General features: G+C 65.6%; 1 pseudogene. It reads right to left on the minus strand.

Annotated elements, in window-relative coordinates:
• Positions 1 to 259 (minus strand): annotated as a pseudogene (locus QSV46_RS40175) (divergent polysaccharide deacetylase family protein); the annotation flags it as partial.

Consider the following 259-nt stretch of genomic DNA (forward strand, 5'->3'; position numbering starts at 1 on the left):
GGATCATGCCGTAGCGCGACTTTTCGAGGAGCCGCTGATCGATGCCGGCCATCGCGGTTGCCGACCCGGAGTCCGAGCCGGACTTGTCCGCTGCATCGCTGCCGATCACGACGTCCTGGCGCTTGCCGCTGGAGCCATCGATGATGGTGACGGTCTTATTATCACCCTTATTGTCGCCGGCCGGGGCCTGCTGCATCGGACTTTTTGCGGCCTGGTCGGCGTGGCCGGAAGCCGCCGGCTGCTTGTCGTCCCCCACAGG

It is taken from the genome of Bradyrhizobium cosmicum, from assembly GCF_032290525.1.
GTDB classification, from domain to species: domain Bacteria; phylum Pseudomonadota; class Alphaproteobacteria; order Rhizobiales; family Xanthobacteraceae; genus Bradyrhizobium; species Bradyrhizobium cosmicum_A.